Source organism: Natronorubrum daqingense, assembly GCF_001971705.1.
GTDB lineage: Archaea > Halobacteriota > Halobacteria > Halobacteriales > Natrialbaceae > Natronorubrum > Natronorubrum daqingense.
Window position 1 is genome coordinate 176,856 of record NZ_CP019327.1, and the last position, 23,405, is coordinate 200,260.

Sequence of the window (23,405 nt, forward strand, 5' to 3'; positions counted from 1 at the left end):
CGTCCGTATTCGGGTCTGTCTCGTCCATCTTGCTGACCTCCGTTCTGTTAGTGCTCTCCGTTCTCGTGGTCGGTCGTTTCCGCGTCGGCGTCGGCAGTGTCGACTGCACCGTTTGCGTCCGCGTCCTCGTCGTCACTCGTCCACCGCGTTTCCTCGAGTTCCTCGCGTGCGAGGCTGACGAGATGGGTCACTTCGGGGAGGAGAATCTCCTCGGCTCCGAGGCGGGCCGCGTCTTCGTTTCCAGGCAGACAGAAGACCGGAACGCCGTCGGCAACGCCCGCGAGCGGCCGTGCAGCGATCACTCGAGTCCCGACGTTGTCGAACGAGAGGCTGGTAAAGACATCTGCGAACGCGGGGAGTTCCTTCCCGAGAAGCGGTCGGATCGCTTCGATGGCGATATCGTCGGGTTCGACGCTCGTCGCACCGGCCGTAACGACGATCTCGACGTCGTCACGGTCGATCAATCGAGAGACGGTGCCCTGGACGCGATCGAGATCGGCACCGACGTGCTCTCGCGTCGCCACCTCGTGTCCACCTTTCTTGAGCGCCGTTACGATCGCACCGCCAGCGGCGTCGGACTCGAGCGTTCGGTCGGTCGAAATCGTCACGACACCGGCACAGAGTTGCGGACCGTCTGCGTTCTCGGCGTCGCGTGTTCCGCGTCCGTGCTCGCTCTCCTCACGTCGACTCGAGTCCGAATCGGCCATGAACGTGGTTCGACGGGCCAGCGGGTAAAACCTGCTCACTGGAAGATTCGATTCGGAGATGGAGCCCAACTGTTATGGACGGCGTTTCCGTCTGTGTACGCGTATGCAGGCAGTCACAATCACCGAACACGGCGACACCGATGTCATCGACTACGGGGACCATCCTGACCCCGAAATCGGCCGCACCGACGTGCTGGTCGACGTGAAAGCGGCGGCGCTCAATCACCTCGACATCTGGACGCGACGCGGAATGCCCGGACTGGACCTCGAGATGCCCCACATTCCGGGCAGCGACGGCGCGGGAATCGTCGAGGAGGTCGGCGAGGACGTCACTCGATTCGAGGCGGGCGACCGCGTCGCCCTCTCGGCTGGCTGTGGCGACCTGCGGATGGACGATCCGACGCTCGACCCCCACTACTACATCATCGGCGAGCACGTGCCCGGCATTCACGCCGAGTACGCCGCGATTCCCGAGGAGAACCTGATTCCCGTTCCCGACCACGTCGACTGGACCGTCGCCGGCTCGAGTTGTCTCGTCTTCCAGACGGCCTGGCGCATGCTGATCGAACGTGCCGACCTCGAGGCCGGCGAGAAAGTGCTCGTCCTCGGAGCCAGCGGCGGCGTCGGCCACGCGGCGCTTCAGATCGCCGACCACGCGGGCGCGGAAGTGTACGCGACGGGCAGCACCGAGGAGAAACTCGAGTACGCGAAAGAACACGGCGCTGATCACGTCTGTAATTACGAGGAGGAGAACTTCGCGGAGTGGGTACAAGCGGAGACCGACGGCCGCGGGGTCGACGTCGTCGTCGAGCACGTCGGCGAACCAACGTGGCAGGACTCGATTGCGAGCCTGACGAAGGGCGGGCGACTCGTCACCTGCGGCGGCACCGCCGGCGGTGCTCCCGAAACGGACATTCCGCGGATCTTCTGGAACCAACTCGAGATCATCGGGTCGACGATGGCGACGCCCGATCAGGTCGACGACGTGATGGAACTCGTCTGGGATGGAACGTTCGAGCCCGCGATTCGCGAGGAGTTGCCGATGAGCGAATCCGCGCGCGCCCACGAGATCATCGAAAATCGGGAAGGCTTCGGCAAGGTCGTCGTCCGGCCGGATAGCGAGCTCTAGGCTCGACGACGAGTTCGATTCGTCTCGGAACCGTGAGGGCTTTCACCACGGACTCGAAACACTCGAGCGTGAGTTCGAGCGACGACGGCGGCTACGTACACGACCCGGGCGCGTTCGACGAGGACGGAACGCGAGCAGCGTCGGCTGAGGACGACGACTGGGTTCGGAATCCGGATCATCCCGAGGCGGCCGACCGGGAATTCGACTGGCGAGGGTGGACCGTCGTCGGCATGATCGTCCTCGCGTTTATCGTCGCCCCGGTGGCGATCACGTTCTGGCCGCCGGGCGTCGGCTATCGCTTCGCACTCTTGACCTTGCCACTGTTCCCGGCGTTTTTCCTCGCCGTCACCGCAGTGTGGGCGACGACGCGTCCGTAATCGAACGAAAAACAGCCCGTTATTGGGGTGGCGATTCACGCGACTCGAGGCGAGTTTCGAGTCGGTCGACGACGGCCGATCCGTGGACGGTATCGTCTTCCGGAGTGTCCACACGCGCGAGGTACGACGTCAGTCGGTCGACGAGCGTCTGGGCCTGATAAGCGGTGAAAACTGTCGTCTCACCGGCCGCTTCGAGCGTCTCGAGTGCCTCGAGCGTCCACTCGGCAGGTGATTCGCCGTCGTCGATCGCCCCGTCGATTTCGCTCGCGAGGACACTGTGGACGACCCATTGTTCGTCTCTGGAGAGCGTCACTTCGTGCGTTTCTGTTTCCGGTTGTGGAGAACTCATTACGTCACACGGACCGATTTCGTCGGCCCTTGGGCGACGCTACGAACGGCGTTGTAATAAACCTTGTCGCATGTTACCATGCGTTGCTTGCCGGAGTCGGGTGATTCGCCGCGGTCGCCGACCCGATCACTCGTCGCGAACGTCTCGTCGCATCGCGATTTCGAACCACGGACAGAGCCTGAGCTGACGATACCACGACGGATTGGCGTGGAGTCGCTCGTACGGAACCCACATGAGACCTGCAACTTCCTCCTCGTTCGGCTCGAGCGTTCGATCCGTGAGGGTGAGTTTCAACACCGCACAGACTTCGTGTTCGACGCCGGCGTCCTCGAAGTAGCGTTTGTACTCGAAGCGGTCGGTAACTCGCAGGTCGTCGTACTGCTCGGGCGCGATTCCCAGTTCGTCCTCGAGTCGTTCTCGAGTGGCTTCTTCCTGACTCTGGCCCTCGACTGGGTGGGAGGCGACGGTTCCGTCCCAGTACGTCCCCCAGAGGCGTTTCTCGGGCGCTCGTTGGGCGAGCAGGACGTTTCCGTCGCCGTCGAACACGAGCGAGGTAAACGCCCGGTGGCGAACGCCGTCGCCGGTGTGGGCCTCGAGTCGGTTGACCGTCTCGAGTGCGGTGTCTTCTGGGTCGACGGCGATTACGTCCTGGTTCGCGTTTTCGTGTGGGCGTTCGTCGCCCGGTGGTGTGGTCATATTCGCATCATTCTGGAGCGGTGTGAAACCAGTGTCGTCTCTTTACGAGTGACTGGTACTTCTCACGGTCGAACGGTACTTGTTCACACGATTCCTCGGCCGAAAACACTGTTTCAGGGGAGTAATCTTCCCGTACGTCGTCGCGTTCGATACACGTGCAGTTGTTCGCGTCGGTGACCGTCCGATAATCAATCGTTTTCGAGCGCTGATAATGGCGTGTTACTGGATCCCACGTACGTGACTGATACGGACGGTTGTGCTCGCTGATGTGTGTCTGTAGGCTAAAATAACTTAACCCGCTTCTGCCCGGAGAGAACTCGATAGAGAACAGATGGCCCAGCACGCTAGTGGAAGTACACACTCGAATCGGGACGAAACGACTGGGAGAACCGTCCAGACGATGACGGACGACCAATCGGGCCTGACGGTAGACGTCATCGACACGGTGGTGATGAAAGATCGGTCCCGATGGAACGACCTCGTCGAGCGCTCCGAACTCGGAACGGTGTTCCATCGCTACGAGTGGCTCGAGGCCGTCGAAAACGCGCTCGAGTATCCGGCCAGACACATCGTGGTCGAGAAGGATACGAATCCAATCGGTCTCTTTCCGAATTTCGTCGCTGAGATACCGAAAACACCGTTTTACCGACTCACGTCGATCTATCCCGGATTCGGTGGCCCCTTGATGACGACCGACGTCACCGAGTCGCTCTCGACCGTCCTCGACGTGGTCCCCCAACTCTGTGATAACCGAACGATCGTCCACGAGATCAGGGCCTGCAACACGAATTTCCTCCGATACAACGACTTCCTCGAGGCGGAGGGCTACGACTCGAGTCGCGTCGGCGGCCGCTTCGTCGTGAATCTCGAGAAGGGATACGACACGATTTTCGAGGAGATGGACAGCTCCAAGCGGCGGGCGATCAGACGTGGCCGAGAAACCGACCACGAAATCGTCGAGGCTGAACTTTCACAGGTCAATCTGGAGCGATTCTACGAGAAGTACAAACAGCACATGAAAAGCGTCGGCGGCATCGTCTATCCCTTCGAGTTCTTCGAGGAACTCTCCGCGATGGAGGATCGGATTTTACTGTTAATGCTTTACGTCGAGGGCGAGTACGCCGGCGGCTTCCTCGAACTACTCAACGACGAACAGGACGTCGTCCACGGCTTCTTCGCCGGCGTCCCCTCGGAGTCCTTCCAGTATCACGCCTCGGAGTTGCTCTACGACTACTTGTTCCAGTGGGCCATCGACGAGGGCTACGAGAAGTACGACTTCGGCGGCGGCGGTGCGGATTTCGAAGACGGCGCGTTCCAGTTCAAAGAGGAGTTCGGCGGCGAACTCGTCCCGAACATCTACTGGGAACGGGGCACTGGACCGACCTGGAAACTCGTCGAAACCGGGAGATCGCTGTACAACCGATACAACCGGGAGACGGACTCGAGTTGAAACTCGGCTACGGAACGAGTGGCTCCACGAACGCCGGCCTCACCCGAGTTGAAACTCGGCTACGGAACGAGTGGCTCCACGAACGCCGGCCTCACCCGAGTTGTTTCTCGAGGATCAGTCGCGTTTTCGTGCTCACGACCTCCTCTTGATCGCGGGCTTTGGTGATCAGGTCGTTGACTCCGCGCGTGTCCGCCGCGTCGACGACGAGCACGATGTCCTGTTCCCCCGAAACCATCCAGACGAGGTCGACTTCCTCCCACTCGGCCATCCGCTCGGAGACGGCTTTCGTGTCGACGTCGACTGCCACGCTGATCTCGAGCATCGCCTGGACGTTGCCCGTCCGCGTGGTAATCGTAAAGCGTTCGATGACGCCGTCGTCCATCATCCCTTCGACGCGGTTGCGGACAGTCCCCTCGCTCGTTCCGACCTCGTCGGCGATCTCGGTGTACGGCGTTCGCGCGTCCCGCCGGAGCATATCGAGGATCTGTCGGTCCAGATCGTCCATGGAGATGCGAACCTACGAGCGACCCCCACTTACCGATTACGAATTTCGTAACTCAGCTTCGAAGACAACACTTATGATGGTCGATCCAATACGTAGATCGTAATGACAGCTGCCTACGTTGCACTGGAGGGTGGCCACGTACTCGAGGCGCGTGGTCGTGCTCCGGGAACGGCTCGTGGCGAACTCGTTTTCACGACGGCGTACACTGGATACGAAGAAAGTCTCACCGATCCATCCTACGAGGAGCAGATCCTGGCCTTCTCGTACCCACTGATCGGTAACTACGGCGTCCGAGAGGAACGATTCGAGTCCGACCGCGTCCACCCACGAGCCGTCCTCGCGAAGGAACTCACCGAGGACGTCGCCGACTGGCTCGCGAGCGAGGGCGTTCCGGCAGTCGACCGTCTCGACACCCGAGACGTCGTCACCGACATCCGCGACAGCGGCGCGATGAAGTGCGGAATCGCCGTCGGTGAGGACGTCACCGAGGAGGACGCACTCGCCGAACTCGAGGCCTGTAAGGCCATGAGCGAGCACACGGAGATCGGCGAACAGGTCAGCGTCGACGAGCAGACGACCTACGGCGCGGACAACGACGGCGAGACCGTCGCACTGGTCGACTGCGGTGCGAAGGGATCGATCGTCGACTCGCTGCTCGCCCGCAACGCGACGGTTCACGTCCTCCCACACGACGCGAGCGCCCACGACGTCGACGCACTCGAGCCGGACATTCTGTTCATCTCGAACGGCCCCGGCGACCCGGCGAACTACGAGCACGCGATCGATCTCGTCCAAGCGTTCGCCGAGGACACGCCCGTCGCCGGCATCTGCCTCGGCCAGCAGATCGTCGCCGAAGCCCTCGGCGGCGCCACCGAGAAGATGACCTTCGGCCACCGCGGCGTCAACCAACCCGTCCTCGACTTAGAGTCCGGACAGGTCGTCATGACGACCCAGAACCACGGCTACACCGTCGCCGAACCAGGTGACCACCTCGAGGTCACCCAGATCAACGTCAACGACGACACGCCGGAAGGCCTCGACGGCGTCGACTACGACATCATCACGCGCCAGTACCACCCCGAAGCCAACCCCGGCCCGGAGGACACCCTCGACTTCTTCGACGACGTCCTCGCGATGGCCGACGCTCGAGCGACGACTGCCGTTCCCGCCGACGACTAACTGCGGTTTCGTCTCTCGTAATTTCCGTTCTCTCTTCCCGTGGCGGGTCACTCTCGAGATGTCCGTCGTTCGTATCGATGCGACTAGTTCCGGTCGTGGGCTTGCAGCACGCAGCGATCGCCTCTTAGGTGGACTCTGCCGACGACTCGAGGGACGTGGCGTACTCGTGTATGGCGTCGTCGTCGACGGTCTCGAGCAGAATGTCGTCGTCGAGCGTTTGCGCGAGTCGTCGCTGACCGCGTTCGGCTCGGTCGGCTGCTACCGCTGGTTCGACGTGTGCGTCGACGTGTTCGGTGGCGTACGCTTCGGCGAGTCGTTCGACGGTCGCGGGCTCGAGGTCGTCGGGAGCATCCTGTTCGAAGCGAGCGATCCACCGGTCCGCGCTGGCCCACTCCTCTCGCAGGTCGGTGGTCCGTCGGACCCAATCGTATCGCGTCGCGAACCAACTCCAGTACCCCTCCGCACGACGCACGTCGTGGAGGATGGTACGCGCGACCGTCGCGCCGTGGCCGGCTGCGACGATCGCCTGATCGCCACGGCCGGCGAGCGGGCCAGCAACGTAGAGGCCGTCGATCGGCGCCCGTCCGTCGTCGTCCAGACAGCTCGGATCGAACCGCTGGCTGGTTTCTCCGCCGTGCTCTTGGGCGACGAACAGCGGGTCGTCGCTATCGAGCCCGCGAAGATAGTCGGCACCGTGCTTCGTCGCGGCGAGTACGAACCGTGCCGTGATCGCCTCACCCGTCTGTGGCTCGATTCGGAACCCACCGTCGGTCGACACGGTCACCGCCTCGACGAGATCACGTCGCATCCGACAGCCAGACTGGATCGCGTGATCGTGCGCCAACTCGAGAAACGTCTCGACGTCGATTCCGCAGGGAAAACCCAGGTAGTTCTCGAGGGACGCACAGCGTCGCAACGATGAGGGGCCGCGATCGAAGATGACCGTCTCGAACTCGTCTCGAGCGGTAAAGACGCCGGCAGCACAGCCGGTCGGACCGCCACCGACGATGGCGACATCCGCGTCGAAGGTGGGAGTCTCACTCATAATGACCCGGTGACAATGTTCGCGACGCGCTGGCGGTCGAACAACTGTTCGTCGGTCGGAATCTCGGGATAGGGCTCGGCAGTCGTGTGGCCGGGCCACTCGCCGAAATGGTCGGGATAGAGTTGTTTCGCGGTCATCTCGAGTTGGAAGAGGTTCATGATCGGTCCTTGATAGCGCATCCCGCCGGCGACGACGCGGTCGTCTTGGACCGCGCTCAAGTCGCTGCCGATGGGATGGTCCGCGAGTCGTTCGCGAACACTCTCGATGGAGTAGTCCGGTGTGATCCCCCACAGATGGAGGATGACGTCTGGATCGGCCTCGGCCATCGCTTCGTAGTCGAGGACGCCCCAATCGTCAGACCACTCGAACGTCTCGAGGGCGTCGCGTGCCCCAAGTGGACGCGTGTCCGCTTGCCAGAAGCCGGACTCGTTGAGGTGGTACGTGTAGAACTCCTCGCCTTCGAGGGTGACTCGCGCGGCGGTCGGTCGGTCGTTCTCGGGCGGGAGCGTCGACTCGATGTGCGATCGAAGGTCGTCGTACACGTCCTCGAGGGCTTCGTAGCGTTCGCGTTCTCGAAACACTGCGGCGACCCGCTCGAAGAGTTCCCAGAGCGTGTAGTACTCGTAGTCGTCGGTGTAGGCCTCCGCCGGCTCGCTGTGGACCCCGCTGTGGAAGTTGCCGATCCACGGCCCGATCGTTTCGGCGATCTCGTCGAGGTCGGCCTCCTCCCAGTCGCCTCCGGTCGTCAGCACGTAGGACGGATCGAGGAAGTGGACGTCGCTGTCGAGTTCGTAGAGTTCTTCCTCGACGAGTCCCTGCTCGAGCGGATTCGACAGCCCCTCCCACTCGAGGTCGACCCCCTCGAGGTGGTCGTAGAACGCGTCCATCGTTGACCCCGCCATGTCGGGAGAAAAAAGGGTGTTCGCCGCCTCGCCGTGACCGAGGGCGACCATCATATCTGCGTACTGTGGGAACGTGACGAAGACGTTCTCCGGTACGGCGTCGAACGTTACCTCCCCAACGGGGGCCATCGACACCGTATACGGGTCGGTGTCACCGGTTTCGTCCGACGCCTCGCGTTCGCTTCCGCTGATACAGCCAGCGACGGCCACGCTACCGACCGCTGCACTCGTCGCGAGAACCGCTCGTCTAGTTTGTCCGTCTACGCCTGCAGGTTCCATGGGTTTAGGCTGGCCTAAAACATTAAAAGTGATTCTATTTAGGGCGGCCTAAAAACTAGCCTGGCACGCTCGCTCGAGAGCGAAGCGATTGACGAACGCGGGTGCTACTCGTGTCTGAACGGCCGCTGGCCCGTAAACGCGGCATCCACCTTTTTCCGCTCGGGTTCACTCCCACCGGTCGCTCACCCTCGCGCAAAAATCTGTCTGGCGAGAGCATAGCTCTCGCTGACCTTCGCTCACTCCGTTCGCAAAGAGGCCAAAAAGTTGCTCACTCACTTCGTTCACGGCTCGCTATGGCTCCCCGTTCACGTTTCCGCGGCGCGTTGGGCCGCGCACCGTTCGTTCGTAGGAGTTAATCGTGACGGAACGACCGCTGACCCGTAAACGCCATCGCAATATCGTGTTCGTTCGCCGCCTCGATCACGTCGTCGTCGTTGACCGACCCGCCGGGCTGGACGACCGCCTCGATACCGGCCTTCGCAGCCTCTTCGATGCCGTCCGGGAACGGGAAGAACGCGTCCGAGGCCATGACCGCACCCTCGGCGTCCTTGCCTTCTGCATGCTCGTCCGCTTTCATCGCCGCGAGGCGAACTGCGTCGACTCGAGAGACCTGTCCCATCCCGACGCCGACCGTCTCCGTGCCGTCTGCGAAGAGGATGCCGTTCGATTTCACGTGTTTGAGCGTCTGCCAGGCGAAGACCATCGACTCGAGTTCCTCGTCGCTTGGCTCGCGCTCGGTGACGACCTCGAGGTCGTCGACCGAGATTGTCTGGAGGTCCCGTTCTTGCACGAGCCGGCCGCCGACGAGTGGTTTCTCGGTAAAGCGCTCCGTGGACTCACCCAACGCTCCGACGTCGAGCACGCGAAGATTGTCCTTCTCGAAGAGCACCTCGAGGGCGTCGTCCGTATAGCCCGGCGCGACGACGACCTCCTTGAACGAGTCAATCACTTGCTCGGCGGTCTCGGCGTCGCACTCCCGATTGAGCGCGACAATGCCGCCGAAGGCGCTCATCGGGTCCGTCGAGAGGGCCTTCTCGTAGGCCTTGGCAAGCGAATCCGCCGTGGCACAGCCTGCGGGGTTAGTATGTTTGATGACCGCGGCGGCTGGTTCGTCGAACTCCTTGATCAGGTCGAGCGCACCGTCGGCGTCGTTGTAGTTGTTGTAGCTCAGGGCCTTCGCGCCCTCGTTCAGCTGGTCGGCGTGGACGACGCTAGCCTCGTCGGTGGTGTAGTCGGCGTAGACGGCGGCGTCTTGGTGTGGATTTTCTCCGTAGCGGAGGGTATCGACGCGATCGCTCGAGGAGAGTCGGCGAGCGGGAAGCCCGTCGTGATCGTCGCTGTCGGTACTCGCGATGTCCGACTCGACGCGCGCCTCACCCGCCTCGAGATCGATGTCCACTGCGTCCTCAGAAAACCACTTCACCGCACGCGGGTACGCGCGGAACTCGCCCTCGTAGAGGACTCGCTCTTTTAGACCGTCCACGTCGTCACCCTCGTAGACCGGGATCGGTTCCTGCGTGACGATCGGACCGCCGTCGACCTCGCTCTCGAGGACCGCGCCGTCTTCGTCCGTCGCGTCGGTCACGACGTGGACCGTACAGCCCGTGACCGAGACGTTCGCCTCGAGCGCGTCGCCCCAGGCGTCCATGCCGGGGAAGGCGGGCAGCAGGGAGGGGTGAACGTTCAGGGTCGTCGGGGCCTCGGAAAGGAAGGTATCCGAGAGGATCCGCATGTAGCCGTCGAGGCAGACGAGGTCAAAGTCGTACCCCGAGAGAGCCTCGAGGACGGCTTCCTCGTGGGTCGCTCGATCCATCCCGTCCTCGAGCGGGACGACTTCGGTCGGAATATCGCGCTCGGCGGCGGCCTCGAGCACCGGCGCGTCTTCGTCGTTCGTGAGGACGACGGCGAGGTCGGCTCCTCCCGGTCGTCGGTCGGCGATGTTCAACAGGTTGCGCCCTCGGTTGCCGGCCATCCCGGCGATTCGCGTCATATGCAGATGCCCGCCCGCGAAGGGCAAAGTGGTTGCGGTCTCGTTGACTGAAGTATGCACAAACGTGTATCTCTGCGGCAGTATTTCCGACGACGGTGCTCGAGATATGCACGCTCGTGGCCCTGTACGGGGGCGACTTCGATACGCTTTTGCACCGCCTGGGGAAAGCATTCCAACATGACCGAAACCGACGCCCTGTACGCCGTTTCGCCGCTGGACGGCCGCTACGGCAGCCGGACTGCGCCGCTGTCGCCGTACGTCAGCGAGGCCGCGCTCATGCGTGCACGCGTCCGCGTCGAAGTCGAGTACCTGTTCGCACTCGCCGACCTCGAGGCGACGCCACTCGAAATCGACGCCGACGAACGCGACCAGCTTCGAGGCTTGTACGAACACTTCGCGGAGGAAGACGCCCGACTCATCAAGACGCTCGAGACGGAGGGCTACGCCGAGTTCGAAGCGACCAATCACGACGTCAAAGCCGTCGAGTACTTCGTCCGCCACCGGCTGTCCGAGGACAGCGACGCCTCGGCGTGGATCCACTTCGGGTTGACCAGCGAGGACGTGAACAACCTGGCACACCGGCTGCTCGTTCGCGACGCCGTCGACGAGGTGCTCCTCCCGGCGCTGTACGACGTTCGAGACTGGCTCGCGGAGATGGCACAGAACTACCGCGACCTCCCGATGCTCGCCCGAACGCACGGCCAGCCCGCGACCCCGACGACCTTCGGCAAGGAGATGGCGGTCTACGCCGCCCGACTGGGCCGCACGACGGGCCGCATTCGGCGGGCGACGGACGAACTCCGGGGGAAACTCGGCGGCGCGTCGGGGACCTACGCTGCCCACCACTCGGCCTACCCGGACGTCGACTGGTCGGCGTTCGCCGAGGCGTTCGTGACGGACCTCGGCCTCGAGTTCGAATCGCTCACGACGCAGGTCAACCCCTGTGACGACCTCGCAGCAGTGTTCGACGCCTTCCGCGGCGCGAACGACGTCCTCCTCGATCTCGACCTAGATATGTGGCTCTACGTCTCCGATCGCTACCTCGGACAAGAAACCGTCGAGGGCGAGACGGGCTCCTCGACGATGCCCCACAAGGTCAACCCAATCGACTTCGAGAACAGCGAGGGGAACCTCTCGAAGGCGAACTCGGATTTGACCTTCCTTGCCGACTACGTCACGACCTCGAGACTTCAGCGTGACCTCTCCGATTCGACGGTCAAGCGAAATATCGGCGCGGCCTTCGCCCACTGTCTGATCGGCTACCGCAAAACCGAATCCGGCCTCGAGAAGGTCGTTCCGACGGAGCAGGTCATGCGCGAGGACCTCGAGTCGACGCCCGAAGTCATCGGCGAGGCCGTCCAGACGATTCTGCGCCGGGAAGGGCAAGAAGACGCCTACGAGCGCGTCAAGGCCGTCACGCGGGGGAAGGACGTCACGCTCGAGGACTTCCGTGACATGTTCGACGAACTCGCGGTCGACGAGGAGGTTCGCGAGGAACTCCACGCGCTGACGCCGACGGGCTACACGGGGGTTGCGGACGAGTTGGTCGACGAGATCGAATAGTACTCGCCATTCCGTCGGCTGTTTCGCAGGATTTCGTTCTTCGAACCGAAGATCTCGTCGTCGTCAAGCGCGCCCTCGAGATGATAAGGATTATTATTCTAAGGCGGCTGAGTTATTACATGGCAGTCGTCAGCGTCTCGATGCCGGACGAACTTCTCGAGCGACTCGATCAGTTTGCAGATGACCACGGCTACACCGGCCGCAGCGAAGTCGTCCGGGAAGCCTCTCGGAACCTCCTCGGCGAATTCGAGGACACTCGTCTCGAGGAACGCGAACTGATGGGTATCGTCACCGTGCTCTTCGATTACGAAACCACGAGCGTCGAAGAGCGGATGATGCACCTCCGTCACGAACACGAGGATCTCGTCGCCTCGAACTTCCACAGCCACGTTGGCGACCACTACTGCATGGAACTGTTCGTTCTCGAGGGCGAACTCGAGGATATCTCGACGTTTGTCGGGAAAATTCGAGCGACGAAGGACGCGCTGACCGTCGACTACTCCGTGATTCCGGTCGACAGCTTCGATCCGATCTCACAGGACGGATAACGGCCAGCGCTTCGGCTATTCTCGGTTGTCTGTGTCGATATTCGATGTATCAGTTGGATGTATAGTCAGGCGACGAAACTGGACGATGTCGGTGCACGGTAGAACCCTCTCGAGCGACGTCTGGGGCATGGAGCACACAGACGCGGAGAATCGCTCGAGTTGCTCGTCGAACTGATGGGGGAGTGAGACGTTCTCGCGAATCGTCCCGGAACGCGTAGTTTTACTGGGGTCCCGCCCAATGTGTACACATGACCTATCGGAAAGTGAACTACGAGGACGTCGATCAGGTCTCGAGTGCGATGCACTTCCTGAGCGATCCACTCGAGACCGAACAGGTCGGCGTGACGGTCGCACGGTGTGACCCGGGCTGGAACAGCAAGCCACACGATCACACCGACAACGAGCACGAGGAAGTGTACGTCCTGATCGAGGGCGCTGCGACGGTCGTCGTCGACGACGAACCGGTCGAGATGGAGACCGGTGATGCACTCTGGCTTCCACCGGAGTCGACGCGTCAGATTCGAAACGGCGACGACGAGAGCGCGTTCGTCCTCGTCAGCGCGCCCAGTATCGGCGACGAGAACGGCGACGACGAGCGACTACTCTCCGGATTCGCTGGGTGAACGGACGGCCTCCTCGAAACGTCCGAGACCGAGGACAAACTCGGACTTCCGTTCGGACTTGCACTGTTGTGGTGCGACTATTTCTGGCACACTATCATGTAGTGGTGCATGGAGCTACTCGAGGACAGTATTGTCCCGGAGCACGCACGCGACGTCAAAGCCGAAGCCCGCGAGTTCGCGCGTGAACACATCGAACCAAACGCGCAGGAGCACTTTCAGGATGGAACGTATCCGGAGGAGATCCTCGAAGCGGGCCAGGAGGCCGGTCTCGTCGCACAGGACATTCCGGAAGCGTGGGGCGGTCGCGGATTCGACCTTCCCCAACTGCTCGCACTGACGGAGGAGTTCTATCGGGCGGATGCGGGCATCGCGTTGACGCTCCAACTGGCGAGTTTCGGCTGTGAGATCACGTACGAACACGGCACCGACGAGCAGTGCGAGGAGTTCGTTCGCCCGGTTGCCGAGGGGGAGATGCGTTCGGGGCTCGCGGTTTCAGAGCCCGATACCGGCAGCGACCTTACGGGTATGGAGACCACCGCGGAACGAGACGGCGACGAGTACGTCCTCAACGGCGAGAAGTACTGGATCGGAAACGGCGTCGAAGCGGACTGGGTCACCCTCTACGCGCGAACGGACGACGACGAGACCAACCGCTACGGCAATCACTCGCTGTTCATCGTCCCGACAGACACCGACGGTTACGACGCCGAACACATTCCCGAAAAGATGGCGATGCGCGCCTCGAAGCAGGCGCACATCGAACTCGAGGACTGTCGTATCCCCGCGGAAAACCTGATCGGCGCGGAAGGTGCGGGCTTCTGGCTGCTCGCCGAATTCTTCAATCACGGCCGCATCGTCGTCTCGGCACACGGCTTGGGATTGGGAGCGGCAGCGATCGAGGAAACCTGGGAGTTCGTCCACGACCGCGAGCAGTTCGGCCGGTCGATCAGCGACTTTCAGGCGGTCCAACACGGCCTCGCGGAGATGTTGATGGCCTTCGAACGCGCTCGAGCACTCACCTGGCGTGCCTGCCAGAAGGTCGAGAATGGCGACGACGTGGGATACTGGGCGGCATTGTCGAAGACGAACGCGACGGAGATGGCGGTCGACGTCGCCGAGCAAGGTATGCAGTTTCACGGCGGGCGGTCGATACTCGACGAGCGCCGAATCGCGCGCGTCTATCGCGACGTGCGCATTCCAGTCATCTACGAGGGAGCGAACGAAATCCAGCGAAACCTGATCTACGGGCAGGCACCGAGGAGCTAAACAGCGTCAGCGAACGAAACGGACGTTTCGGTATCGGGTTGGGAAAACGAGCGGAGCGAACGGGAACCGTTAGTTTTCGGATGAGATGTCTTGGAAGACGCCGACGAATTCGTCGTGATTTCGAAGGCTCGAGACGGTCGCGTCGGTCCGTTCCTCGAGTTCTTCGACGCGCGTACAGAGCGTCTGATACTCTTCGTTACCTTCCAGTTCTGGCGCGGATTTTTTGGACTCGATGAGGGCTTTCTTCGAGACGAGCGTGTAGTACGTCTGAACCTCCGATTCGTAGGTGGCTCGTTGGTCGATGTGGTCGACTACCGTGAGGAGTTCTTCCTCTGAGAGTGGTTTGACCAGGTAGTCGTCGAACCCCATTTCGATGATGTCGAAGTCGGGATCGACTGCCGTCGCCATGACGACGCGTACGTCGTACCCGTTGTCTCGAATCGTTTCGAGGACCTCCTCGCCGGTTTGATCCGGCATCCGACGGTCTAACAGAACGATTTCGATGGACGCCGTAAGTTTCTCGAGGGCTGATTCGCCGTCGTAGGCCGTCTCGACGGACCATCCGTCTTGTTGAAGCCACTCGGTGTACAGATCGGCAAGTTGATTCTCGTCGTCGACGACGAGGATGTCTGGTTCAGTGCTCACTTACTTTCCCCTCGGTTCGTCTCATCCATCACACTCATGAGCAATGAATTCTTCTACTGTATGATAAATCTCGCGACTATCCACGAGAACACATATTTACACTAACTGGTCTATGAAAACACGTTGTTCATAGACACCAATCAACACGCACTCCGGATCTCGAACCTATTTCTACCGGAGGTGTGAACGAGCAGGTATGGGCTCGAGTCGGCGTTCGACGGCGATCTCCCACCGACTTCGCGTGCTGGGGCTCTGTTTCGCTCTCGCGATCGGTGGCTGGCTGACCGGATTCGCCGCGACGCTGGGTGTCGAACTCCACGCCCTCGCCGCTGGTTACGATATTCGGGCGATTATGCAGATCGGCTCGTCGGTCGCGTTCAACGTCGTCGGCGCTGCCGGGGTCGCGCTCACGTACCTCATCGTCCGTCGAAACGGGTTCGACCTGCCGTTCGCCCTCGAGTTTCTCCGAATTCGGAAGCCGACGGTCTGGGACATGCTGTGGATCGCCGTCGGGCTGTGGGGGGCGTTCGCCGTCGTCATGGGGTATCAGGTGTTCATCGAGTTCGTCGATCCGTTTGGAACGGGTGGTGAGGGCGAGACGCACTCGTCGATCGAAGACGGACGACAGTATCCCTCGCTCTTTTTGGTTGCCATCCCGATTGCGCTCTTCCTGACCGGCCCTGGCGAGGAACTGCTCTATCGCGGCGTCGTTCAGTCACGTCTCGGCGAGGTGTTCCCGTCGTCGCTCGCCGTCCTCCTCTCGTCGCTCGTCTTCGCGGCTGTCCACCTCCCGGTGTACATGGGCGAAGAGTTCGGTGCCGTGCTCGTCAGTCTCGGCACGGTGTTCGCACTCGGACTCTACCTCGGTATCCTCTACGAACTCTCCGATACCCTCGTCGTCCCCGCACTCATCCACGGCGGCTACAACGCCCTCGTCTACTACTCGAACTACGTCACGTACGCCTGAGAACTCGTCCGACGCTCGTTCCCCCGGTCGAGTTCGATCTCCGACTCGAGGTGCCAGAATTCCCCCTCCTACAGCTCTCGTTCGTCCCGAATCGAATCGTCGCCACGAGTGTCGTCGAGAGTTGCGGAGGTCGTTTCAGTCCACCGGGGCTGGTCGACCGACTCGGCTCTCGAGGGTCGATCCCCGTTTTCTTCGTCGAACAGCCGTCGCTCGAGTTCGGTGCGCTGGCGAAGGATCGCCCCGATTGCGACGGTCGCGAGCCCCATCGCGACGAGGGCTCCCAAAATCGGAATCAGTTGACTCGAGGCGAGAACGAGTACGCCGGCCAGGAGCGCCCACCAGAGTGATGGCTCCTCGCCGGTGACGCTCTCGAGGAGGTGGTGGCTCACGGCGAGCGCACCGAGCGTCGCGCCGAAGGCCAACAGGAGTCCCCAGAAGAACAGGCCGGGAAGCGAAACGATCCCCGCCAGCGCAACGAGAGTCGCCTGCTCGTACACCGTCGTGACGATCAACGGGGAGGAAACGACGACCAGAACGCCGAAGAATCCCAGAAACCCGATCGCGAACGTTCGATCCGGGTGGGCACTGATTTCAGTCCCAATCGAACGCGTGAACGACGACGACCCGGCGACGAAAAGGACACCGAGGACTCCAGCGGTGACGGCAACAGCGAGACTCAACAGTACTGGCCGCGGGAGGTCGATACCCGCAACGAAGAGTTGCCGTGGGAGACTCGAGACTGTCGCCGAAACTGCCTGCTCGAGCGACACGCCGGCGGGAACTGGAAACACGAGTGTGCCCTATTGCTTCGGCAGTAACGACAAAAAACGATCGAAACGAGGGGCTGTGAGTGACCGCTGCGGACGCCCGTTTTCCAGCCAGCGACCAACACCGCTTTGAGCGGGCACGTTCAACGCTCTCGTATGAGCGAGGCGTTACTCGAGTACCTCTTTCCCGAAATCGCGACCATCGCCCTCTTTACGATCGCTATTCTGGGCATGATCGCGCTATTGTACATCTCGACGCAGTGGGACGAGTGAGACGGGCGAAATGAGTTGGTAAAGTCGTCTAAAAAGTCGAGTCACTCGAGAACCGTCTGTAGCGTCTCCTCGAGTGCACGTGCGGCCTCGCGGACGGCTTCGATCCGGACGTACTCTCGCGGGGCGTGGGCGACGGCACCGTTCTCGTCGGCGAGCACGCCGGGTCCGAAGACGACCGTCGGCGCGTCCTGCGCGAAGTACGACGCCTCCGTCGCCGCCGAAAACGGCCGGACGGCACCGCCTGCGGCGTCGGCGAGCACGTCGACGATCCGTGCGTCGGGGTCGGTATCCCACGCCTCGAGGAACGGGGTCGGCCGGTCGGTAAAGCGGAACTCGACGCCGACTCCCGCCGGCACCGCGACCTCGAGTCGGTCGGTCAACGCGGCGTGGAAGTCCTCCGCCGTTTCGGGCGGGACGCTTCGTCGGTCGACCGTCAGCGCGCAGTCGGCGGGCACCTGATTGGTCGCCTCACCGCCCGATACGACGGTCGGCGTGAGCGTCGCTTCACCGAGTTGGAGGTGGGTCGGCGGGGCGTCGTCGCGTTCGTCGAACGTCCGGATCGTCTCGAGGACGGGTTCGAGGGCAGCGACGGCGTTGATTCCGGTCTCGGGTTCGGCAGCGTGGGCGTTCGCACCCGTCAGGTGAATCGTCCCCTGAAACCGACCTTTCGCCGCCGTGCAGACGTCGAGATCGGTCGGTTCGCCGACGATCACGGCGTCGGCGTCACGCGTCGGCGAATCCGCACTCGAGACCAGTTCGTACGCGCCGATCGAGAGCACCTCCTCGTCGGGCGTGATCGCGAGCGTCACGCGGCCGGCCCCACTCGAGAGGTCGACCGCGAAGAAGGCTGCGAGCATGGCGGCGAGGGGTCCCTTCGCGTCACAGGAGCCACGGCCACAGATGATCTCGCCGTCAGTTTCGGGGTATCCATCGCGTCCGTCGATCTCCCGTTCGAACGGAACGTGGGGCGAGACGGTGTCGATGTGCGTGTTCAATACGACGTGTGCGTCCGCATCGGCCGAGCCTCGCGTCGCGAGGACGTTTCCGTGCTCGTCGACGCGCGGGTCGACGCCGTTGGCCTCGAGCGTCTCGCACAGTAACTCCCGCATGGGTCCGATATCCTCGTGCGAGGGGCGTTGCACAGCGGTCTCGAGGAACGAAACGGGGTCGAACGCGGAGGACGGAGTGTCGGCGCTGCCCGTCGACTCGCTCTCGGCCGGAGCCGTTCCGGATGGGTCGTCTCTGCTCACAGTTCTGTCGGGGACTTGATGGCCACTTCGCCGTCGAACTCGTGTTCGACGGGGCCGGTCAGCGTGGCGTTCCCGCGATCGTTGAAACTCACTCGCAGGTGGCCACCCGGCGGGTGCACGTCGACCGGATCGGCGTCGGTCCGCCCGAGGCGGCGAGCGACGACGGCGATGCCGACCGCGCCGGTTCCACAGGAATCGGTTTCGGCCTCGACGCCCCGTTCGTAGGATCGCTGATCGAAGCCGCCCGAACCGTCGGGACTCGCGATCGTCACGTTCGTCCCGGCCGGGAACTCGTCGCCGTAGCGAATCGGCGGTGCGACCGCCTCGAGGTCGATGTCGTCGACGTCGTCGACGAAGGCGACGGCGTGAGGGACGCCGGTGTTGACCATCGTCACCTCGAGTCCCTCGATCTCCTGCTCGAAAACGGGTTCGTCGGCTCTGACGGGCACGGCTTTCGGATCGAACGTCGGCGTCCCCATCTCGATCGTGATGTCGCCGTCGGTTCGATCAGCTCGAAGCGTGCCAGCTTGGGTGTCGATCATGACGCTGTCCGCGCCGGTTCGTCGCATGGCCCACTCGGCGGCACAGCGCGCGCCGTTGCCACACATCGGAGCCGTCGCGCCGTCGGGCTGGACGAGCGTCATAACGACGCGCGGCGGAGAGAACCGTTCCTCGAGTGCGAGATAGAGGATGCCGTCGGCACCGACGCCCTCCTCGCGGTCGCACTCGCGCTCGGCGAGCGCACCGCGGTTGGAGACGTACTCGTCCGCAGGAATGATTAGAAAGTCGTTGCCGGTGCCGTGGTACTTCTGGAATGGGACAGTCATCGTGCTATCGTGTGTCGTGCTCGGCATGAGTCTCGTGGTTCGCGCTCGGTTCCGAATCGCGGGCCTCGCGCTCGAGACGGGTCACGTCCTCGAGCGTCTCGCGGCGGCGGGCGAGCCGAACGTCCCCGTCCTCGAGGACGATCGATGCAGGCCGCGGCCGTGAGTTGTACTGGTTCGCCATTTCGTAGCCGTAGGCCCCCGCGTTGCCGATCACGAGCACGTCCGTGCGCTCACTTACGGGTAAGTGACGGTTCTCACAGAAAACGTCTCCGCTCTCACAAATCGGACCGGCGATGGTCTGTGCAACCGTTTCGCGGCCACGTTCGTCGTCGCTCGCGCCGTGTTGCTCGGCTTCGATGGCGGCCGTCAGATTCCGAATCGGATGGTACGCGTCGTACATCGCGGGTCGCAAGAGGGTCGTCATGCCGGCGTCGACGCCGACCGCGAGGGTATCTCGGGCCTCCTTGACGGTGTTGACCGCGGTCAGGAGGACGCCCGCGTCCGCGACGAAATAGCGGCCGGGTTCGATCGTCAGTGCGGCGTCGACGTCACCGAGCGCGTCCCGGGTCGCGTCGCCGACCGCCTCGAGATCCAGCGGCTGGTCTTCCTCGCGGTAGGGAACGCCGAAGCCGCCGCCGACGTCGACGAACTCGAGACCGTCGCCATCTCCCGCGAGCGCCTCGCTCACATCCCGAGCGAGGTCGCCCATCCGCGAGACGAACTCGCGGTGGTCGCCGAGTTGATCGCTCGAGACGCCGGAGCCGACGTGGGCGTGGATACCAACGACGTCGAAGCCTCGGTCGGCGGCGTCTGCGAGGACGTCGACGGCACGCTCCGCCGGGACGCCGAACTTCGCGGCAGCGCCGGTCTGAACCTTCTCGTGGTGACCGGCGCCGATACCGGGATTGACGCGTAAACAGAGTCGCCCGTCGTAACCCCGCTCTTCGAGGCGGTCGATGGTGTCCTCGGCACCGACGGTGATCGTCAGGTCGGGGTACTCCTCCCAGGCGTCGACGACCCACTCGAGGTCGCGTGCTGGCGGGTTGACCGCCGTATAGTGGACGTTCGCGCCCGTCGCGCCGTTCTCGGCCGCAGATTCGCTGGCCGCGAGCGCGCGTTCCACTTCGCCGGCGGAGGCACACTCGAGGCCTGCCCCCTCCTCGCGAAGCGTCTCGAGAACGTCACCAAGCGCGTTCGCTTTCACCGCGTAGAGGATTTCGGCGTCGGGAAACGCCGACTCGAGGCGGCGATAGTTCTCGCGGACGCGCTCGAGGTCGAGGACGTAAAGCGGCGAGCCGTAGTCCTGGGCGAGGGACTCGAGGCGCGTCGGGTCCCAGTCGGCGAGGCGGCGGATCGAGGGCGACTCCACGGGCGCGGTCATCGTTTTGGCAAAGTGATCGTGTTGATTCAAGCGTTTGGATTCGATGCGTCGACGTCGTTATTCGCGCAGCGCGTCCTCGCGCTCGGTCGCCTCGAGTGTCTCGGTCTCGAGGTCGGTGGCGACGACGGCTGGCTTGTACGCGCCGCCCTCGAAGAGGTCGTGGTCGCTGATCGAGGACTCGACGAACCGGGTGAACGCCCGGCGGTTCGCGGGCAGTTCGCCGTAGACGACCTCCTCTTCGACGAGGTCGTAGACGGGGATGCGCGGCGTCAGCAGCGTATTTTCCCCGACTACGCTGTTTTCGCCGACGACGAAGCCGCTCGTGACGCGACAGCCGGCGCCGAGGGAGACGTTGTCCTCGACGATCACGGGTGCGTTCTCGACTGGCTCGAGGACGCCGCCGATGAGGGTGTTCGCACCGAGTTTGACGTTTGCTCCGATCTGCGCACAGGAACCGACCGTGTCACAGGAGTCGACGAGCGTGCCGTCGCCGACGTGAGCGCCGATGTTGACGAATGCCGGACTCATCAGGATGCAGTCCGAGCCGATGTGGGCACCCTGACGGACGACGGTGCCGTCCGGCGTGTTGCGACTGCCGCGCTCGCCGTAGTCACTCGAGTCCGCGAGTGGCAAGACGTCGTTGTACGTGACGCCGCCGTGTTCGAATCGCTGAATCGAGCGCAGGCCGAAGTTGAGCAAGATTCCCTGCTTGACCCACTCGTTGGCTTCCCAGGTATCGCCGTGCTTTTCGGCCGCGCGAGCGTCGCCCGCTTCGAGCGCGTCGAGGAAGGCCTCGAGGGTCGCGTAGGCGTCTTCGCCTGCGCTCCCGGCGTCGATCTCGTCGTCCTGATACTGGCTCCACAGCTCCGTAATCTCCTGTTCGAGCGTGCTCATTCGTCGATCACGTCCGCAAACTCGTAGCGACCTGCCTTTTGTCCAGCGATCCACACCGCGGCGTCGACCGCGCCCGCGGCGAAGACGCCCCGATCCTCGGCGCGGTGAGTGAGACGAACCTCCTCGTGGTTGCCCGCGAGGACGACCTCGTGTTCGCCCGTGACGTTACCCGCGCGGAGCGCGTGAACGCCGATTTCGCCCGCTTCACGGGGGTCGACCCCCTCTCGGCCGTGCGTGCGATCGGTGAATTCACCGTTGGCCTCGATCTCCTCGAGCAACCGATTCGCGGTGCCACTCGGCGCGTCGCGCTTCGCGTTGTGGTGGGTCTCGACGAGTTCGACGTCGTAGCCCGGAAGATTCTGGACGGCCTCGCCGACGGCATTCAACAGGGCCTGTACGCCGCGAGCGAAGTTCGGCGCGTGAAGCACGGGGATCTCGGCGCTCGCGTCCTCGAGTGCGTCTTCCTGCGCGTCGCTGAAGCCCGTCGTCCCGGTGACGAACGCGACGTCGGCGGCCGCGCAGGCCTCGAGGTACTCGATGGCCGACTCGGGGCCGGTAAAGTCGACGACGGCGGTTGGCTCGCGCTCGTCGACGAGCGAATCGAACTCGCTCGCTGACTCGAGTTCGACGCCCTCGACCGTCTCGCCGTCGGGCTCACGGTTGACCGCGAAGACGACGTCGCACTCTGGGTGGTTGTCGACGGCGGCGATGACCTCACGGCCCATCCGCCCCGTTGCGCCGGTGACGCCGACCCGTACCGTCATCTACTCACCCTCCGCGGCGGGCTCTACGTTGGAGTCGTCTGCCGCCGCGGGTGAGGTCGTCTCGAGATCGTCGAGGACGGCCTCGAGGTCGTCGCGATACTCTTCGGAGAGCCGGCTGAGAGGTGAACGCATCCGGGCGGGTCCGTAGCCGCGGATCTCCATCGCTTCCTTGACCGGGATCGGGTTGGTCTCGACGAAGAGTTCGCGAAAGAGGTCGCCGAGTTCGTGGTGAATTTCCTGTGCCCGTGCATAATCTCCATCGAGTGCGGCACCGACCATCGCACAGGTCAGTTCGGGTTCGACGTTCGCGGCGACGCTGATCGTTCCGGTTCCGCCGACCGAAATCGTGGGGAGCGTGAGCGCGTCGTCACCCGAGAGGACGGCGAAGTCCTCGTCCATCGTCCGCTCTGCAATTTCGCCGATCTGGCCGAGGTCACCGCTTGCGGCCTTGTAGCCTGCGATGTTCTCGTGGCTCGCCAGTTCGACGGCGGTGTCGGGTTCGATGTTCCGGCCCGTTCGCGAGGGGACGTTGTAGACGATCTGTGGGAGGTCTACCGCGTCTGCGATCGTTCGGAAGTGCTCGACAAGTCCGCGCTGTTCGGGCTTGTTGTAGTACGGCGAGATGAGAAGCAGTCCGTCCGCACCGGCTTCGGCGGCGCGCTCGGAAAGCTCGAGTGCTTCGCGGGTGTTGTTCGAACCCGTGCCCGCGATGACCGGGACGTCTTCGACGGCGTCGATGACGCTCTCGACGACGCGGACGTGTTCGTCGTGAGTCAGCGTCGCAGATTCGCCGGTCGAGCCGACGGGAACTAAGCCGTCGACGCCCGCGGTCTCGAGTCGCTGCGCGTCGGTCTGGAGGGTTTCGAAGTCGATCCGTTCGTCCTCGTCGAAGGGCGTACACATCGCCGGAAAGACGCCCGTGAAGTCGATATCGTGTGTCATTGGTGTTGTCTGCTGGTTGGATAGCGGTTACTTGGTTATGGGTGATGTACGTCTCGGTTGGGGTCGAATACGGGTTCAACCCGGGTT

At 63.1% G+C, this 23,405-nt stretch carries 24 protein-coding genes; 9 read left to right on the forward strand and 15 right to left on the reverse strand.

The window, feature by feature from the left end; translation table 11 throughout:
- Window positions 1-47: 47 nt before the first annotated feature.
- The gene (locus BB347_RS00885; protein ID WP_076579379.1) at window positions 48-707 is read right to left on the reverse strand and encodes a MogA/MoaB family molybdenum cofactor biosynthesis protein; all 660 of its coding nucleotides are present in this window, start codon (window positions 705-707) and stop codon (window positions 48-50) included.
- Window positions 708-810: 103 nt separating this feature from the next.
- On the opposite strand from BB347_RS00885, the gene BB347_RS00890 reads away from it, so the two are divergent.
- Window positions 811-1,836 carry a zinc-binding dehydrogenase gene (locus tag BB347_RS00890; protein ID WP_076579376.1) on the forward strand — a complete coding sequence of 342 codons (1,026 nt, stop codon included), beginning with the start codon at window positions 811-813 and terminating at the stop codon, window positions 1,834-1,836.
- Between the two features lie 68 nt (window positions 1,837-1,904).
- Window positions 1,905-2,213 carry a hypothetical protein gene (locus BB347_RS00895; RefSeq protein WP_076579373.1) on the forward strand — a complete coding sequence of 103 codons (309 nt, stop codon included), beginning with the start codon at window positions 1,905-1,907 and terminating at the stop codon, window positions 2,211-2,213.
- 19 nt (window positions 2,214-2,232) lie between these two features.
- On the opposite strand, the gene BB347_RS00900 is transcribed toward BB347_RS00895, so the two are convergent.
- Together BB347_RS00900 and BB347_RS00905 are read right to left on the reverse strand one after the other, a co-directional pair.
- Entirely contained in the window at window positions 2,233-2,562 is a 330-nt protein-coding gene (locus BB347_RS00900; RefSeq protein ID WP_076579371.1) for a DUF7853 family protein, read from the reverse strand.
- 126 nt (window positions 2,563-2,688) lie between these two features.
- Window positions 2,689-3,258, reverse strand: coding sequence for an NUDIX hydrolase (locus BB347_RS00905; RefSeq protein WP_076579369.1), 570 nt, complete (start codon window positions 3,256-3,258; stop codon window positions 2,689-2,691).
- 331 nt (window positions 3,259-3,589) lie between these two features.
- Here BB347_RS00905 and BB347_RS00910 point away from each other — a divergent pair, with 331 nt between their 5' ends.
- Window positions 3,590-4,708 (forward strand): GNAT family N-acetyltransferase, encoded by a 1,119-nt coding sequence (locus tag BB347_RS00910; protein WP_076579367.1) that lies wholly within the window; start codon window positions 3,590-3,592, stop codon window positions 4,706-4,708.
- Window positions 4,709-4,799: 91 nt separating this feature from the next.
- Here BB347_RS00910 and BB347_RS00915 read toward each other — a convergent pair whose 3' ends face one another.
- Entirely contained in the window at window positions 4,800-5,213 is a 414-nt protein-coding gene (locus tag BB347_RS00915; protein WP_076579365.1) for an Lrp/AsnC family transcriptional regulator, read from the reverse strand.
- A 102-nt stretch (window positions 5,214-5,315) separates the two neighbouring features.
- Here BB347_RS00915 and carA point away from each other — a divergent pair, with 102 nt between their 5' ends.
- Window positions 5,316-6,392, forward strand: a complete 1,077-nt coding sequence (gene carA / locus BB347_RS00920) for a glutamine-hydrolyzing carbamoyl-phosphate synthase small subunit (protein ID WP_076579363.1) — start codon at window positions 5,316-5,318, stop codon at window positions 6,390-6,392.
- A gap of 124 nt (window positions 6,393-6,516) precedes the next feature.
- On the opposite strand, the gene BB347_RS00925 is transcribed toward carA, so the two are convergent.
- The 3 genes from BB347_RS00925 to purH all read right to left on the reverse strand — a co-directional run bounded on the left by BB347_RS00925 (window position 6,517) and on the right by purH (window position 10,608).
- Entirely contained in the window at window positions 6,517-7,437 is a 921-nt protein-coding gene (locus BB347_RS00925) for an NAD(P)/FAD-dependent oxidoreductase (protein ID WP_076579360.1), read from the reverse strand.
- The gene (locus BB347_RS00930) at window positions 7,434-8,618 is read right to left on the reverse strand and encodes an ABC transporter substrate-binding protein (RefSeq protein ID WP_076579357.1); all 1,185 of its coding nucleotides are present in this window, start codon (window positions 8,616-8,618) and stop codon (window positions 7,434-7,436) included. Before BB347_RS00930 ends, BB347_RS00925 begins: the two co-directional genes overlap by 4 nt.
- 352 nt (window positions 8,619-8,970) lie before the next feature.
- Complete coding sequence (gene purH, locus BB347_RS00935) at window positions 8,971-10,608, reverse strand: bifunctional phosphoribosylaminoimidazolecarboxamide formyltransferase/IMP cyclohydrolase (protein ID WP_076579353.1); 1,638 nt, start codon at window positions 10,606-10,608, stop codon at window positions 8,971-8,973.
- Between the two features lie 177 nt (window positions 10,609-10,785).
- Here purH and purB point away from each other — a divergent pair, with 177 nt between their 5' ends.
- From purB to BB347_RS00955, 4 genes are all read left to right on the forward strand, one after another.
- The gene (gene purB / locus BB347_RS00940; RefSeq protein WP_076579350.1) at window positions 10,786-12,171 is read left to right on the forward strand and encodes an adenylosuccinate lyase; all 1,386 of its coding nucleotides are present in this window, start codon (window positions 10,786-10,788) and stop codon (window positions 12,169-12,171) included.
- 119 nt (window positions 12,172-12,290) lie between these two features.
- Entirely contained in the window at window positions 12,291-12,719 is a 429-nt protein-coding gene (gene nikR, locus BB347_RS00945) for a nickel-responsive transcriptional regulator NikR (protein WP_076579348.1), read from the forward strand.
- Window positions 12,720-12,967: 248 nt separating this feature from the next.
- A complete protein-coding gene (locus tag BB347_RS00950; protein ID WP_076579345.1) occupies window positions 12,968-13,342 on the forward strand; it encodes a cupin domain-containing protein in 375 nt (124 codons plus the stop codon).
- Window positions 13,343-13,450: 108 nt separating this feature from the next.
- On the forward strand, window positions 13,451-14,608 hold the full coding sequence (locus BB347_RS00955) for an acyl-CoA dehydrogenase family protein (protein ID WP_076579342.1): 1,158 nt from the start codon (window positions 13,451-13,453) through the stop codon (window positions 14,606-14,608).
- 69 nt (window positions 14,609-14,677) lie between these two features.
- Here BB347_RS00955 and BB347_RS00960 read toward each other — a convergent pair whose 3' ends face one another.
- Window positions 14,678-15,253: a HalX domain-containing protein gene (locus tag BB347_RS00960; RefSeq protein WP_076579339.1), complete on the reverse strand. Its 576-nt coding sequence runs from the start codon at window positions 15,251-15,253 to the stop codon at window positions 14,678-14,680.
- A 196-nt stretch (window positions 15,254-15,449) separates the two neighbouring features.
- Here BB347_RS00960 and BB347_RS00965 point away from each other — a divergent pair, with 196 nt between their 5' ends.
- On the forward strand, window positions 15,450-16,220 hold the full coding sequence (locus BB347_RS00965; RefSeq protein WP_076579336.1) for a CPBP family intramembrane glutamic endopeptidase: 771 nt from the start codon (window positions 15,450-15,452) through the stop codon (window positions 16,218-16,220).
- Window positions 16,221-16,288: 68 nt separating this feature from the next.
- Here the strand turns inward: BB347_RS00965 and BB347_RS00970 are convergent, their stop codons facing one another.
- From BB347_RS00970 to dapA, 7 genes are all read right to left on the reverse strand, one after another.
- On the reverse strand, window positions 16,289-17,011 hold the full coding sequence (locus BB347_RS00970) for a hypothetical protein (protein ID WP_139326964.1): 723 nt from the start codon (window positions 17,009-17,011) through the stop codon (window positions 16,289-16,291).
- A 290-nt stretch (window positions 17,012-17,301) separates the two neighbouring features.
- Complete coding sequence (locus tag BB347_RS00975) at window positions 17,302-18,510, reverse strand: M20 family metallopeptidase (protein WP_076579330.1); 1,209 nt, start codon at window positions 18,508-18,510, stop codon at window positions 17,302-17,304.
- Complete coding sequence (gene dapF, locus BB347_RS00980) at window positions 18,507-19,337, reverse strand: diaminopimelate epimerase (protein ID WP_076580194.1); 831 nt, start codon at window positions 19,335-19,337, stop codon at window positions 18,507-18,509. The genes BB347_RS00975 and dapF overlap by 4 nt, the downstream gene beginning before the upstream one ends.
- A 4-nt stretch (window positions 19,338-19,341) precedes the next feature.
- Window positions 19,342-20,718 carry a diaminopimelate decarboxylase gene (gene lysA / locus BB347_RS00985; protein WP_076579327.1) on the reverse strand — a complete coding sequence of 459 codons (1,377 nt, stop codon included), beginning with the start codon at window positions 20,716-20,718 and terminating at the stop codon, window positions 19,342-19,344.
- 57 nt (window positions 20,719-20,775) lie between these two features.
- On the reverse strand, window positions 20,776-21,612 hold the full coding sequence (locus BB347_RS00990; protein WP_076579324.1) for a 2,3,4,5-tetrahydropyridine-2,6-dicarboxylate N-succinyltransferase: 837 nt from the start codon (window positions 21,610-21,612) through the stop codon (window positions 20,776-20,778).
- Window positions 21,609-22,376, reverse strand: a complete 768-nt coding sequence (gene dapB, locus BB347_RS00995) for a 4-hydroxy-tetrahydrodipicolinate reductase (RefSeq protein WP_076579320.1) — start codon at window positions 22,374-22,376, stop codon at window positions 21,609-21,611. The genes BB347_RS00990 and dapB overlap by 4 nt, the downstream gene beginning before the upstream one ends.
- Complete coding sequence (gene dapA / locus BB347_RS01000; protein WP_076579317.1) at window positions 22,377-23,318, reverse strand: 4-hydroxy-tetrahydrodipicolinate synthase; 942 nt, start codon at window positions 23,316-23,318, stop codon at window positions 22,377-22,379.
- Window positions 23,319-23,405 lie beyond the last annotated feature (87 nt).